The following is a 13000-nucleotide window of genomic DNA, read 5'->3' on the forward strand; positions in this document are numbered from 1 at the left end:
CTGCTTCCGCGCCGGACGACCCGGCGCTGAACGCCTCCACGCTATCCGCTGAAATTTCCGACGGCGCACGAAAAATTCAGCACGAAAGCTGACGCCGCCGGGATACTGTGTAAAAATACAGGCCATTTTTTCGGTGTGGTAACGCAACTCATGGCCCTGACAGCCGCAGTAAAAAGCCAGATAGCGCAGTGGTATAAAGCGCTTTCGCAGCAGGTGCCTGATTTCATTCCGCGTGCGCCGCAGCGTCAGATGATCGCTGAAGTGGCAAAATGTCTGGCTGGTGACGATGCGCGCCACCTTGCGGTGGAAGCGCCGACCGGCGTGGGCAAAACGCTCTCCTATCTTATTCCCGGCATCGCGGCCAGCCGCGCCCAGGAAAAACGGCTGGTGATCAGCACCGCCAACGTGGCGCTGCAGGATCAGATTTTCACTAAGGATCTGCCGCTGCTCAAAAAAATCATTCCCGATCTGACTTTTACTGCCGCCTTTGGACGCAGACGCTATGTCTGTCCGCGCAATCTGGCCGCGCTGGCAGCCGATGACGATCAGCAGGGCGATCTGCTGCTCTATCTGGACGACGACGCCGTCAGCAGCACCAAAGAGGAGCAGACGCAGTGTGGCCGCCTGCAGAAGTCGCTGGATCGCTATCAGTGGGATGGCCTGCGCGATCACAGCGAGGAGAACGTCAGCGACAGCCTGTGGCAGCGGCTCTCCACCGACAAGGCGAGCTGCCTGGGCGCGCACTGCCGCTGGTATCGTGAATGCCCCTTTTTTGTCGCGCGCCGCGAGATTGAGCAGGTGGATGTGGTGGTGGCGAACCATGCGCTGGTGATGGCCGCGATGGAGAATGAGTCGGTACTGCCGCCCGCTAAAAACCTGATGCTGGTGCTGGATGAAGGGCATCATCTGCCGGAAGTGGCGCGCGATGCGCTGGAGATGAGCGCCGACATCACGCCGGGCTGGAGCAGCCTGCAGCTCGATCTCTTTATCCGGCTGGTCGACGGCATCATGACCAAGATGCGGCCGAAGTCGCCGCCGCCGCTGGCAAACCCGGAAAGGCTGAAAGCGCACTGCGATGAGCTGCGCGAACTGCTTACGGTGACCGCCCAGGCGCTGAATCCACTGCTGCCGCCCCATAACCAGCCTGGCGAATATCGCTTTGTGCTGGGGGCGCTGCCGCAGGAGTTACTCGACCTCTGCGCCCGGCTGTTTAAACTCAGTGACGCGCTGCGCGGGCTGAGTGAAGGCCTGATCAATGCGCTGAGCGAGCAGACGGGCAAGGTCGACGTGGTGCGGCTGCACCGTAATCTGCTTCAGCTCAATCGCCAGTTTGGCTGGTTCGAATCGATCAGCAAACTGTGGCGGCTGGCGGCAATGGAGAAAGCCTCCGGTGCGCCGGTTTCAAAATGGATTACCCGCGAGCTGCGCGAAGGGCAGGCGCATCTGCTGTTTCACTGCGCCGGTATCCGCGTCAGCGATCAGCTGGAGAAGATGCTGTGGCGCAAAATCCCGCATGTGGTGGTCACCTCCGCCACGCTGCGTTCGCTCAACAGCTTCAACCGCCTGCAGGAGATGTCGGGACTGAGCGAAAAAGCGGGCGACCGCTTTGTGGCGCTCGACTCCCCGTTCAACCACGTCGAGCAGGGCAAGCTGGTCATCCCGCAGATGCGCTATGAACCCCTGATGTCGCATGAGGCGGAGCATATCGCCGAGATGGCCGGTTTCTTCCGCCAGCAGATGAAAGAGAAAAAGCACAAAGGGGTGCTGGTGCTGTTTGCCAGCAACCGGGCGATGCAGCAGTTTGTCACCTCGCTGCCCGATCTGCGCCTGTCGATGCTGGTGCAGGGCGATCAGCCGCGCAGCCGCCTGGTCGATCTGCACCGGCAGCGGGTTGCTAAAGGCGAAACCAGTATTCTGATTGGCCTGCAATCCTTCGCTGAAGGCCTGGATCTGAAAGGCGATCTGCTGAGTCAGGTGCATATTCACAAAATCGCTTTTCCCCCGGTAGACAGTCCGGTAATTTTGACCGAAGGCGAGTGGCTGAAAAGCCTGAAGCGCTATCCGTTTGAGGTGCAGAGTCTGCCCAGCGCCTCATTTACCCTGATTCAGCAGGTCGGACGCCTGATTCGCAGCCATCAATGCTATGGCGAGATCGTGATTTATGACCGCCGGTTGCTGAGTAAAGCTTACGGCAGCCGGCTGCTGGCGGCGCTGCCCGTCTTCCCGATTGAGCAGCCGGAAGCGCCCGAGCCGGAAGCGTTACCGGCCGCCGTGGTGCCCAAAACCAGCGTGCGAAAACGACGTCCCACGCGGCGCTGAGCCGCGCACTTAACCGGAAGCGAGTGATGGAACTGAATAAAATTATTAAAGAGATTGGTCGCGGTAAAAATCATGCCCGCGATATCGATTTTGAGAGTGCCGTGGCGCTCTACAGCGCCATGCTGGCGGGTGAGGTGCCCGATCTGGAACTGGGCGGTATCCTGATTGCGCTGCGCATCAAAGGCGAAGGCGAAGCGGAGATGCGCGGCTTTTATCAGGCGATGCAGGCGCAGATGATGCAGCTGCGTGCGCCGGAAAACCGGCCCATGCCGATCGTGATCCCCAGCTACAACGGTGCCCGTCGTCAGGGCAACCTGACGCCTCTGCTGGCGCTGCTGCTGGTAAAATTCGGCTTTCCGGTGCTGGTGCATGGCGTCAGCGACGACGCGACGCGCATTACCAGCGAGGCGGTGTTTGCCGCGCTCGGCATCGCACCGGTTACTACAGCAGAGGCGGCGCAGGCCAGACTGGATCAGGGCGAGCTGGCTTTTATCACCATCGATCACCTCTGCCCGCCGATGGCGAAGCAGCTGTCTCTGCGCTGGCGAATGGGCGTGCGTAACAGTGCGCACACGCTGGCAAAACTGGCGACCCCGTTTGCGGAGCGGGCGGCGCTGCGTCTGTCGAGCGTCTCGCATCCGGAGTATGTGCCGCGTGTGGCGAAATTCTTCAGCGACATCGATGCGCCAGCCCTGTTGCTTAATGGCACCGAAGGGGAAGTGTATGCGAATCCGCAGCGCTGCCCGGCGATCAGCATGATTCAGGGCGCGGGAGCCGAAACCGAAGTCTGGGTGGAGCGTCAGCCAGAAGTGGCCGTTGAGCTGCCGGCAGATAAAACGGCAGAGGTGACGGCGCGCTGGATTGAGGAGGTGCTGAATCAGCAGCGCCCGCTGCCCGCGTCGCTGCGGCTGCAGATCGCCTGCTGCCTGCGTGCCAGCGGTCAGTGCGATTCACTGGCGGCGGCGGAGGAGCAGATCCGCGCCGCCGGTTACTGACTCAGGATTGCGGCAGGGCCTGTTCCACCAGATCCTGCCAGAAACGGATGCCAATCGGCAGCAGCGTGTCGTTGAAATCATAGCGGGCGTTGTGCAGCGGCGCAGAGGGGGTTTCTCCATCTGCGCCCAGCCAGAAGTAAGCGCCAGGGCAGGCTTCCAGCATGCAGGCAAAATCTTCCGATGCCATCGACGGATTCACCTGCCAGTGAACCTGTCCGGCACCCAGCGTCGCCAGCGCCACCTCGCGCACCTGCTCAGCGGGCAGCGCATGGTTAGCGGTCACCGGATAGCCCGGCAACCAGTGCACCTCACCGCTGACGCCAAACGGACGCGGCAGAGTCGCCACAAACTCATCAATCAGTCCGCGCACCTTATCGCGCACGCTGGTCTGCAGACAGCGCACCGTGCCGCGCAGCACGATCTGCTCCGGGATAACGTTAATCGCCTCGCCACCGTGGATCTGGGTCACGCTCACCACCGCCGAGGCGAGCGGTGACAGGCGACGCGACGGGATCGTCTGCAGCGCCAGAATCAGCTCGGCGGCGACCACCATCGGATCGGCTCCGCTTTCCGGCATCGCCGCGTGGCAGCTTTTGCCGTGCAGGGTGATCTCAAACGAGTCCAGCGACGCCATCATGGCACCGGGATTCACCGCCAGTGACCCCAGCGGCAGCCCCGGCCAGTTATGCATCGCGTAGATGGCGTCCATCGGGAAGCGCTGGAACAGCCCCTCTTCCACCATTCTGCGTGCGCCACCGAGGTTCTCCTCGGCAGGCTGAAAGATGAAATGCACGGTGCCGCTGAACTGGCGCGTCGCGGCCAGCTGGCGGGCAGCGGCCAGCAGCGTGGCACTGTGACCATCGTGGCCGCAGGCGTGCATCACGCCCGGTGTGGCAGAGCGCCACGCCGCTTCCCCTTTCTCCGTGATCGGCAGCGCATCCATGTCCGCCCGCAGGCCAATGACCGGGCCAGGACCATTCTCCAGCGTGCCGATGACCCCGGTGCCCGCCAGGCCACGAAACACCTGCAATCCCGCCCGGGCTAACTCCTCCGCGATAAACTGGCTGGTTTGCTGTTCCTGGTAACCTAATTCGGGGTGGCGATGAAACTCACGGCGCCAGCGCAGGGCATCTTCAAGCAGGGCAGGGGAAAGGGTCATGCAGAGTCGCGCTCCATACAGAATGAGAAGATTTCACTTTAGAGGTCGTCTGGCGCGGCGTCTATCGCCGTCAGGCTTAAATCGGGCTATAGGCTAAATCAAAATGGAATAAGTAATAAGGAAGTGATGTCAGAGTCCGGCTGCCGGGTGCAAAGCGTGAGGTTGAAAGCCGGGGCAGGCTGCGGCCTGCCCCGGTCAGGGTGTTACTTCTGCATGGGCAGGTTCAGGTCGTGCTCTGCGGCGCACTGTTGCGCCAGCTCATACCCGGCGTCGGCATGACGCATCACCCCGGTCGCCGGATCGTTCCATAACACCCGACCCAGACGCGCATCCGCCTCTTTGCTGCCGTCACAGACAATCACCACACCCGAGTGCTGAGAGAAGCCCATGCCCACGCCGCCGCCATGATGCAGGCTGACCCAGGTCGCGCCGCCTGCGGTGTTCAGCAGCGCGTTCAGCAGCGGCCAGTCAGAGACCGCATCAGAGCCATCTTTCATCGCCTCGGTTTCGCGGTTCGGTGAGGCGACCGAACCACAGTCGAGATGGTCGCGGCCAATCACCACCGGCGCTTTCAGCTCGCCGTTGCGCACCATTTCGTTGAATGCCAGACCGGCCAGATGCCGTTCACCCAGCCCCAGCCAGCAGATTCGGGCAGGCAGTCCCTGGAAGGCGATGCGCTCCTGCGCCATATCGAGCCAGCGATGCAGCGTTTTGTGATGCGGGAACAGCTCTTTGAGTCGGGCGTCGGTCTTATAGATATCTTCCGGGTCGCCTGACAGCGCCACCCAGCGGAAGGGGCCTTTGCCTTCACAGAACAGCGGACGGATATAGGCGGGCACAAAGCCGGGGAAATCGAAGGCGTTGCTGACACCTTCATCCAGCGCCACCTGGCGGATATTGTTGCCGTAATCCACGGTCGGAATGCCCATATGACAGAAGTCGAGCATCGCCTGGACGTGGACCGCCATCGAGGCGCGCGCCGCTTTCTCTACTGCTTTCGGCTGGGAAACACGCTCCCGCTCCCAGCGCGCCAGATCCCAGCCAATCGGCAGATAGCCATTGATCGGGTCGTGCGCCGAGGTCTGATCGGTCACGATATCCGGCTTCGGCCCGCCCGCCCTGGCGCGTTTCACCAGCTCCGGCAGAATCTCAGCGGCATTGCCCAGCAGACCGACAGAAATCGCTTTTTTTGCGGCGGTGGCGTCGCTGATCAACGCCAGCGCCTCATCCAGCGTGGTGGCTTTGTAGTCGACGTAGCGGGTGCGCAGGCGGAAATCGATGCGCGACTCCTGGCACTCAATCGCCAGCACACAGGCACCGGCCAGCACACCGGCCAGCGGCTGCGCGCCGCCCATGCCGCCCAGTCCGGCGGTGAGGATCCAGCGTCCGCTCAGGTCGTTGTTGTAGTGCTGACGTCCCGCTTCGACAAAGGTTTCGTAGGTGCCCTGCACGATGCCCTGCGCACCGATATAGATCCAGGAGCCTGCCGTCATCTGGCCGTACATCATCAGGCCCGCTTTATCCAGCTCATGGAAGTGATCCCAGTTTGCCCAGTGCGGCACCAGGTTGGAGTTCGCCAGCAGCACGCGCGGCGCGTCGGCGTGGGTGCGGAAGACACCGACCGGCTTGCCGCTCTGGATCAGCAGGGTCTCGTCCGGCTGCAGAAGCTGCAGGGAACGCAGGATCTGCTCGAAGCATTCCCAGTTGCGTGCCGCCTTCCCGATGCCGCCGTAAACCACCAGATCCTCCGGCCGCTCGGCCACATCGGGGTCAAGGTTGTTCTGAATCATGCGGTAAGCCGCTTCAATCAGCCAGTTAGCGCAGTGCAGCGTAGTGCCATGTGGCGCACGAATCTCACGTGCCACAGCCTGAGAAAGAGTTTCGCTCATTACAGATTCCTTAATTCAAGAAGTGGAGCGCATGCTCGGCAGCAGCGCGGTCAATGCCTGAGGCCAGTCAGCGCGACTTGCCCACTGACGCATGGCGTCGATATCGGGTGCCAGCAGGCGATCTTCCTCCAGGAAGGCCACCTGCTGACGGATCTCATCTAACGCCTGCTCAATCAGCGCAGAACTTTTCAGCGGCCGGTTAAACTCAATACCCTGCGCGGCAGCCATCGCCTCGATGCCCACCACGGCGGCGCTGTTAAAGCACATGCTGCCGAGACGACGCGCAGCGTAGGTCGCCATGGAGACGTGATCTTCCTGGTTTGCAGAGGTGGGAAGACTGTCGACGCTGCCCGGATGGGCCAGCGACTTGTTCTCAGAGGCCAGCGCAGCGGCGGTGACCTGGGCGATCATAAAGCCGGAGTTCACGCCGCCGTCACGCACCAGGAAGGGCGGCAGGCCGGATAAGCCGCTGTCCAGCAGCAGCGCCAGCCGCCGTTCAGAGATGGCGCCTACTTCGGCAATCGCCAGCGCCAGGATGTCAGCGGCAAAGGCCACCGGCTCGGCATGGAAGTTGCCGCCGGAGATCACCTCACCGCTGTCACTGAACACCAGCGGATTGTCCGAAGCGGCGTTCGCTTCGATTTCCAGAATCCGCGCCGCGTGGCGGATATTGTCCAGGCAGGCACCCATCACCTGCGGCACGCAGCGGATGGAGTAGGGGTCCTGCACGCGGCCACAGTGGGTGTGGGACTGCAAAATTTCACTCCCTTCGATCAGGCTGCTGACGGCGGCCGCGACCGCAATCTGGCCCTGCTGGCCACGCGCCTGATGAATACGGGCGTCGAACGGTTTCAGGGAGCCTTTAATCGCCTCCAGCGACAGCGCACCGGCCATCAGACCGGCGGCAAACAGATTCTCCCCTTCAAACAGGCCGCGCAGCGCCAGCGCGGTCGAAACCTGGGTGCCGTTGAGCAGCGCCAGCCCCTCTTTCGGCCCGAGCACAAAGGGCGACAGGCCCACGCTTGCCAGTCCCTCTGTTGCCGGGATCAGCGCGCCCTTGACCCGCACCTGGCCTTCGCCCAGCAGCATCAGAGACATGTGCGCCAGCGGCGCGAGATCGCCAGAGGCCCCGACCGATCCTTTTTCCGGAATGCAGGGCATGACACCGGCATTAAACAGCGCCAGCAGCGCCTCCACCAGTTCGATCCGCACGCCGGAGTGGCCGCGGGCCAGGCTGACGATTTTGGTGGCGACCACCAGACGGGTGACATTGTCGGGCAGCAGATCCCCCAGCCCGACGCTGTGAGACAGCACCAGATTGCGTTGCAGATCGGCCAGACGGCTGGCCGGAATCTGCGTCTGCGCCAGCTTGCCAAAGCCGGTGTTAATGCCATACACCACGTTGCCGGAGGCGACGATCGCCTCCACGGTCTGCTGCGCCGTTGCAATCGCCTGACGCGCGCTGTCATCGAGGCTCAGCGTCACGTGACCCTGATAGATGGCGCGTAAGGTGGCGAGGTCTACCTCGCCCGGCACCAGGCGCAATGCCTGAGACGAACCTGACATAGTCTACTCCTGTCTATACAAGTGTGCTGGCACGGCTGAGCGGTTTTTCCTGCCCTGAACCAGCGGGATAATGCGAGTGAAGCATAAGTGTCTATTCTTGTCTATACAAGTAGCAAGGGGCGTGCCAGGCCGATCACAAAAATGGAATGCCTGCCTGCTGGGGGTGGGTGAGGAAACGAAGGCGGAGGCTGCACCATCAGGAGGCGGGCGCTGCACCAGAGGAGCACAGCGCGCCGGACTGGATGTATATACATTCACGCGGTGAGACAGTAAACTGAAGGCACTATCAGGAAAAGGAACAGCAAATGGTCGAGCATACGGCACTGGCACAACTGGCGGCGGCGATGAGCGATGAGCCCGCTCCGATTTATCAGCGGGTGAAGCAGGCGATCATCAGCCAGATCCGCGAAGGAATGTGGAAAGCGAATCAGCGTGTGCCGTCAGAAAGTGAACTGGTTAATGAGCTGGGCGTCAGCCGCATGACCATCAACCGGGCGCTGCGTGAACTGACCAGCGAAGGCTTTCTGGTCCGGATGCAGGGCGTCGGCACCTTTGTGGCCGAGATGAAAGGCTACACTGCCATGCTGGAGGTGCATAATATCGCCGATGAGATCGCCCAGCGCGGTCATCAGCACAGCTGTAAAATTCTCGCCATCGGTCAGAATAAAGCCGATCCCGAACAGGCGGCGGTGCTGGGACTGACCACCGGGCAGACGCTCTTTCATTCGCTGATTGTGCACTACGAAAACGATCTGCCGGTACAGCTGGAGGACAGGCTGGTCAATCCGCTGGTCGCCCCCGATTATCTGGCGCAGGATTATCAGCAGATGACCCCGTATACCTATCTGATGCGGGTTGCGCCGCTGACGGCGGGCGAGCACATTGTCGAGGCGGTGCTGCCCGATGTGCGTCAGCGCAAACATCTGTCGCTGGATGAGCACGAACCCTGCCTGCTGATCCGCCGTCAGACCTGGAGCGACAACAAAATCGTGACCTACGCGCGGCTGCTCTATCCCGGCTCACGTTACAAACTGCTGGGCCGCTTCAGGGGACACGGCTAAGCCTGGTAAACAGCAGCCGGGCGTCCCGGCTGTCGGGCATGAAACTGCACGCCTCATCGACCCACCATGCGCCCTGTCGGGCGGTCAGCTGTTTCCCGTCATCGCTCCGCCACGCGCCTGCCAGCACCCAGGCAACCCCGTGCAGGCTGCTGACGGGGGCGGTAACCACCTCAACCGTGGCCTGCCACTGCTCCCGCCGCGTCATAATGTTAAAGTCTTCACTGATGCTGCCCTGCAACTGCGCGGTCAGGGCCAGTTCGCCGGCAAATGACCAGGGCTGCTGCGGCATTAACCGATGCGCTGCGCCTGGCGCGGTAAGCAGGACCGGGTCGCCGTGCAGCAGGGTGATGATCCGATCAATGCCCGGAAAGGCTGAGAAGGGGCCATCCTGCGCCAGGGTGGCAATGCTGGCGCGCCAGCCAAAGGATTCCGCACCGGGCGGAAAGCTGACAATTTCGCGGGTCTCGCCACCGCCATTGCGCCAGCGGCTGACCGCCAGGTCAGCGTAAGAGAAGCGGGCGATCATTGCAGGGCTGCCATGGCCTGACGGAAGCGTCTGGCACACGCCGCCTGATGGGGATGCTCGCCATCGACGATCACCGCCTTACCCGCCACGTAGACGTCCCGAATCTGATCGCGCTGACCGGCAAACAGCCAGCGGTTCAGCAGCGCCTGAGATTCCACGCTGCCGAGCCACGCCTCATCGCGCAGCACCAGCCAGTCGGCGCGCTGCCCCACCGCCAGCGTTCCCTGCTGAATGCCGCACGCCTGTGCACCGCCTGCCGCCGCCTGTTGCCACAGCAGATCGCCGACCGACGGCTGGCCGGGCAGGGTAATGCGGTTGCGGCGCTGATCGCGCAGTCGCTGCGCATACTCCAGCCAGCGCAGCTCTTCCTGGGCGCTGAGCGAGACATGGCTGTCGGAGCCGATGCCCCAGCGTCCCCCCTGCGCGATATACTCCACCGCCGGAAAAATGCCGTCACCGAGATTCGCTTCGGTGGTGGGGCAGAGACCGGCAACCGCACCGCTGCGGGCAAGGCGCGTCAGCTCGCTCTCATCCAGATGAGTGGCGTGGATCAGGCACCAGCGTGCATCCACGGCAAAACGGTTCAGCAGCCAGCTCACCGGGCGTTCGCCGCTCCACGCCAGCGAGTCATTCACCTCTTTCTGCTGCTCCGCCACATGGATATGCACCGGCAGCGTCGGATCGCTCTCCGCCAGCACCGTCTCCATCTGACTTTCACTGACGGCCCGCAGCGAATGAAAACAGAGGCCGCGGTTCAGCAGGGGCCGCTGCCACTGCCACGCATCCAGTCGCGCCTGCTGTTGCAGATAACGATCGGTCTGCTGAATAAAGCGTTTCTGCCCGGCAGCCGGAGGCTGGCTGCCAAAGCCGCTGTAGCTGTAGAGCACCGGCAGCAGCGTCTGGCCGATACCGGCCAGTTCGGCGGCGTCGATCAGCTGCTGCAGCATGGCGTCATCCGTATAGGGCGCGCCGCTGGGATCGTGATGCAGATAGTGAAACTCCGCGACCTGGGTGTAACCCCCTTTCAGCATCTCAATGTAGAGCAGGGCGGCGATGTCGCCCGCCTGCTGCGGCGTCAGGCGCTGCACCATGCGGTACATCCGGTCACGCCACGTCCAGAAGCTGTCCTGCGGATCGCCCGCCACTTCCGCCAGACCGGCCATGGCGCGCTGAAAGGCGTGCGAGTGCAGATTAGCGATCGCCGGGATCACCTCGCCGTTGAGCAGCACCGCCTGATCGGCGTGGCTCTCCGGGGTAAGAGCGTCGATAAAACCGGCCTGATTGACCGTGATACGTACCTGCTGCTGCCAGCCCTCCGCCAGCAGTGCGCGCGGGGCAAAAAAAGTCGCCATGGTTGATCCTCGTCGGATGTAGTTGTATATACATATACATACTTTAAGAGACAGTGTAAACGGTGGAGGCACGAGGCAGCGATGGCGGAAGAGATGCAGGTAGAGACGGTCTGGACCGGGGCGGATCTGGTCACCATGCGGGACGGAAAGTACCACCTGATACCTGAGGGGGCGATGGCGGTGCGGGCGGGTAAGCTGGTGTGGGTCGGCCCGGCGGCTGAGATGCCCGCCTTCGTCGCCGCGCGGCATCATCATCTGCCGGGCGGTATCGTGACGCCGGGACTGGTGGACTGCCATACCCATCTGGTGTTTGGCGGTGACCGCAGTCAGGAATTTGAACAGCGCCTGAATGGCGTCAGCTATGCCGACATTGCCGCACAGGGCGGCGGCATCCTCTCGACGGTACGGGCGACCCGCGCCGCCACGGAGGAGGCGCTGGTGGCGTCGGCGCGCTGGCGGCTCGACCGCCTGCTGGCAGAGGGGGTCACCACGGTGGAGATCAAGTCCGGCTACGGGCTGGATGAGGAGAGCGAACTGCGGATGCTACGGGCGATTCGCCAGCTGGGGCAGAGCGTGGCCGCCGATGTCCGTGCCACCTGCCTGGCCGCCCACGCCTTTCCGCCGGAGTTTAAGCATGACCCGGAGGGGTGGGTCGAACTCATCTGCGAACGGCTGCTGCCGCAGGTGCAGGCGCTGGGACTGGCGGATGCGGTAGACGCCTTCTGTGAACATCTCGCCTTTTCACCGCAGCAGGTCGCGCGGGTGTTTGATCGGGCGGTGGCGCTCGGTCTGCCGGTGAAGCTGCACGCGGAGCAGCTCTCATCGCTGGGGGGAGCGGCCCTGGCGGCCCGTTACGGTGCCCTTTCTGCCGACCACCTTGAATACGCCACCGAGGAGGATGCGAAAGCGATGGCGGCACACGGCACCGTGGCGGTGCTGCTGCCGGGCGCTTTCTATCTGCTGCGGGAAACCCGGCGTCCCCCGGTGGATCTCTTCCGGCAGTACGGGGTGCCGATGGCGCTGGCCAGCGATGCCAATCCCGGCACCTCACCGGCACTGTCGCTGCGTCTGATGCTCAATATGGGCTGCACCCTGTTCGGCATGACCCCGGAAGAGGCGCTGGCGGGCGTGACCCTGTGGGGCGCAAAAGCGCTGGGGCTGGCTGACAGCCACGGCTCGCTGGAGGCGGGAAAAGTGGCAAACTTCGTTCACTGGCCGCTGGCCCGTCCGGCGGAACTGGTTTACTGGCTGGGCGGTGAGCTGCCCTGTACCGTTATCTATCGTGGAGAACCCCAATGAATCCCTTCATATTTACCCGGGGCAGCCTGCCGCTGCTGGTCAGTATTCCCCATGCCGGCACTGAACTGACGCCCGAGGTAGACGCCGGACTGAGCGACGCCGCGCGCGGATTACCGGACACCGACTGGCATATCCCGCTGCTCTATGATTTCGTGCGCGACCTCGGGGCCAGTGTATTAATCGGGCGTTACTCGCGGTTCGTGGTCGATCTGAATCGCCCGCCCGATAATCAGCCACTCTACACCACCGCCACCACCGGTCTGTTCCCGGAAACCCTGTTCGACGGCACCCCGACTTTCCTGCCAGGCAAAACGCCCGATGCGGCTCAGCGTCAGGGCTACATTGACCAGATCTGGCAGCCTTACCACCAGCAGATCCAGCAGGAGCTGGCGCGGCTTAAAGCAGAGCACGGCTATGCGCTGCTGTTTGATGCACACTCCATCGCCAGTGAAATTCGCCGCCTGTTTGAAGGCCGCCTGCCCGATATCAACCTTGGCACCAATGACGGCGCCAGCTGCAGCCCGGCGATGAGCGCGGCGCTGGAGGCAGTCTGCGCCGCGCAGCACGACTACAGCTGGGTGATTAACGGACGTTTTAAAGGCGGTTACATTACCCGCGCCTATGGTCAGCCGCAGCAGCAGACTCAGGCTGTCCAGCTGGAGCTGGCGCAGCTGAACTACATGGATGAAACCCCGCCTTACGCCTGGCAGCAGGCGCGCGCCGCGCAGTTGCAAAAAACGCTGAAAGCACTGATCCACGCCATGCTGGCGGAGGGCAAACCCCGATAATCCCACCACGGCGATGCGCCACCCCGGTGCATCGCCGCGCTGAACC

The 13000-nt window shown here is 62.8% G+C and carries 10 protein-coding genes; 5 read left to right on the top strand and 5 right to left on the bottom strand.

The window, feature by feature from the left end; translation table 11 throughout:
• The first annotated feature begins 150 nt into the window (after nucleotides 1-150).
• Nucleotides 151-2319, top strand: coding sequence for an ATP-dependent DNA helicase DinG (gene dinG, locus HFD97_RS02020; RefSeq protein WP_167431091.1), 2169 nt, complete (start codon nucleotides 151-153; stop codon nucleotides 2317-2319).
• A gap of 26 nt (nucleotides 2320-2345) precedes the next feature.
• Entirely contained in the window at nucleotides 2346-3314 is a 969-nt protein-coding gene (ybiB, locus tag HFD97_RS02025; protein ID WP_046101482.1) for a DNA-binding protein YbiB, read from the top strand.
• Between the two features lies 1 nt (nucleotide 3315).
• On the opposite strand, the gene HFD97_RS02030 is transcribed toward ybiB, so the two are convergent.
• The 3 genes from HFD97_RS02030 to hutH form a co-directional block, all read right to left on the bottom strand.
• A complete protein-coding gene (locus tag HFD97_RS02030) occupies nucleotides 3316-4473 on the bottom strand; it encodes a M20 aminoacylase family protein (protein ID WP_167431090.1) in 1158 nt (385 codons plus the stop codon).
• A gap of 203 nt (nucleotides 4474-4676) precedes the next feature.
• A complete protein-coding gene (gene hutU, locus HFD97_RS02035; protein ID WP_167431089.1) occupies nucleotides 4677-6362 on the bottom strand; it encodes a urocanate hydratase in 1686 nt (561 codons plus the stop codon).
• Nucleotides 6363-6377: 15 nt separating this feature from the next.
• A complete protein-coding gene (hutH, locus tag HFD97_RS02040; protein WP_167431088.1) occupies nucleotides 6378-7928 on the bottom strand; it encodes a histidine ammonia-lyase in 1551 nt (516 codons plus the stop codon).
• A 305-nt stretch (nucleotides 7929-8233) separates the two neighbouring features.
• Between hutH and hutC the strand changes: the two genes are divergently transcribed.
• The gene (gene hutC / locus HFD97_RS02045; RefSeq protein ID WP_167431087.1) at nucleotides 8234-8989 is read left to right on the top strand and encodes a histidine utilization repressor; all 756 of its coding nucleotides are present in this window, start codon (nucleotides 8234-8236) and stop codon (nucleotides 8987-8989) included.
• On the opposite strand, the gene HFD97_RS02050 is transcribed toward hutC, so the two are convergent.
• Both HFD97_RS02050 and HFD97_RS02055 read right to left on the bottom strand, forming a co-directional pair.
• Nucleotides 8973-9515, bottom strand: a complete 543-nt coding sequence (locus HFD97_RS02050) for a HutD family protein (protein ID WP_167431086.1) — start codon at nucleotides 9513-9515, stop codon at nucleotides 8973-8975. The genes hutC and HFD97_RS02050 overlap by 17 nt on opposite strands.
• Entirely contained in the window at nucleotides 9512-10867 is a 1356-nt protein-coding gene (locus tag HFD97_RS02055) for a formimidoylglutamate deiminase (protein WP_167431085.1), read from the bottom strand. Before HFD97_RS02055 ends, HFD97_RS02050 begins: the two co-directional genes overlap by 4 nt.
• A gap of 81 nt (nucleotides 10868-10948) precedes the next feature.
• On the opposite strand from HFD97_RS02055, the gene hutI reads away from it, so the two are divergent.
• Both hutI and hutG read left to right on the top strand, forming a co-directional pair.
• Nucleotides 10949-12166 carry an imidazolonepropionase gene (gene hutI / locus HFD97_RS02060; protein ID WP_167431084.1) on the top strand — a complete coding sequence of 406 codons (1218 nt, stop codon included), beginning with the start codon at nucleotides 10949-10951 and terminating at the stop codon, nucleotides 12164-12166.
• On the top strand, nucleotides 12163-12954 hold the full coding sequence (gene hutG, locus HFD97_RS02065; RefSeq protein WP_167431083.1) for an N-formylglutamate deformylase: 792 nt from the start codon (nucleotides 12163-12165) through the stop codon (nucleotides 12952-12954). The genes hutI and hutG overlap by 4 nt, the downstream gene beginning before the upstream one ends.
• Nucleotides 12955-13000: the final 46 nt, after the last annotated feature.

It is taken from the genome of Pantoea sp. EKM103V (assembly GCF_011800365.1).
In the GTDB taxonomy this organism is placed as follows: Bacteria; Pseudomonadota; Gammaproteobacteria; order Enterobacterales; family Enterobacteriaceae; genus Pantoea; species Pantoea anthophila.